The organism is Pedobacter sp. N23S346 (assembly GCF_048515415.1).
In the GTDB taxonomy this organism is placed as follows: Bacteria; Bacteroidota; Bacteroidia; order Sphingobacteriales; family Sphingobacteriaceae; genus Pedobacter.
Window position 1 is genome coordinate 1 of record NZ_JBLYEE010000032.1, and the last position, 1439, is coordinate 1439.

Genomic DNA, 1439 nt, shown 5'->3' on the forward strand with positions numbered 1-1439 from the left:
GGATCAAGCGGAAAAGTTGGGGGAGATAAAAATTAAGCATATATTTTCGATAACCTGAACAAGAAGAATTTGATATCTCGCACACCTCTTGATGTTGCTCTGAATACTTTGACCTTCGCATTAAATGATTCTGCTGAGGCATTTGTACTCCTGTTCATAAAGAAGTTCAGGATCGAAAGATAATGTGCCTGTATTGATCTGGAAACAGTTTTGAAGGCTTCAATACCAGAGGCTTCCACTTCATTATACCACAATGCCAATCGCTTAAAGGCCTGCTCCTTACTGGTACAAATCTTGAAGATATGACCAAGCCCCAGTGATAAATCATAGGCTCTTTTCAATTCCGGATAGCGTTCAAACAGCAATACGGCCCTACACTTCTGTATTTCAGTCCATTTGAGGTGATGCTTAAACAACAGGTACCTGCTACGGGCAAGTAGTTGTTTTAAAGTATCCCCATTGGAAAGGATCTCAGCACTAAAAGTTACCTTCTGCTGTTTTGCAGCAGCTATTTCCTTATTCTCCTGATCCAAAGCTTCCCAACGATATTTGATTCTGCACTCCTGTACAGCATCATAGGCCAGCTTTTGTACATGGAAGCGGTCAATGACCCGGTGCGCATTCACAAAACAGCGTTTGATTGCCAGTTGCATATTTGCAGCCATATCCATGGTCACCTCAAGCACCTTTTTCCTTGCGCGTTCAGGGATCTTCTTCAGCACGTCAATGATATCCTCAGCCACTGTGCCTTTGATCATCGCTACAATAGCTCCTTTTCTACCTTTGGCCTCTTTATTAGTGACAATGGTATATAACTCGCCATTTGACAGTGCCGTTTCATCTATGCTCAGCCGGGAACTCATATTCCTGGAAAATAACATCCATTCACTGGCGTGCGCCTTTTGATCCCAACCACTGTATTCGCTTAGATGTTCTTTGTATTGCTCCTGAAGAAGTTTCCCATCCACCTGAAAGTATTGCCCCAGATGATAGCAGCTAATGGGATGATTATCCAAATATACCTTTTAAAAAAAGACCGAATTCCGTTGTCATTCGCGTCCCTTTTATCACTAAATCCCAGTCCCTGGTAATTATCTTTCCCGTACTGAGCACCGTCCATCTGCGTCTTTTAACACAGAGGGCTACTTTCTGTCCGCGAATGGGAAAATCCTGGATACGGGCTTCCGGCAGAAAGCCTTTGGATTCCAATTCATGCTGCTGATAGTTTGCAGGGGATATATTTTTTTCTTCAAGATAGATATTCAATCCGTTGAATCTTTTTCAACATGGGTCAAATCAAAATATTCCAGAATACCTTCTGGAAGTAATAGACTGATTAGGATGTGGCCGGCGTCGCTCAAAATAAAAATGGATAGGGCTGTAATTCGAATACAAAAAAAAGAAAATTATTTCTTCCCCCCAAGAATCCCGCTTGATCC

General features: G+C 42.2%; 1 protein-coding gene. It reads right to left on the minus strand.

Annotation, left to right across the window (positions count from 1 at the left end; translation table 11 throughout):
- Positions 1–32 precede the first annotated feature (32 nt).
- The gene (locus tag ACN1CD_RS23565; RefSeq protein ID WP_419132879.1) at positions 33–1016 is read right to left on the minus strand and encodes an ISL3 family transposase; all 984 of its coding nucleotides are present in this window, start codon (positions 1014–1016) and stop codon (positions 33–35) included.
- Positions 1017–1439: the final 423 nt, after the last annotated feature.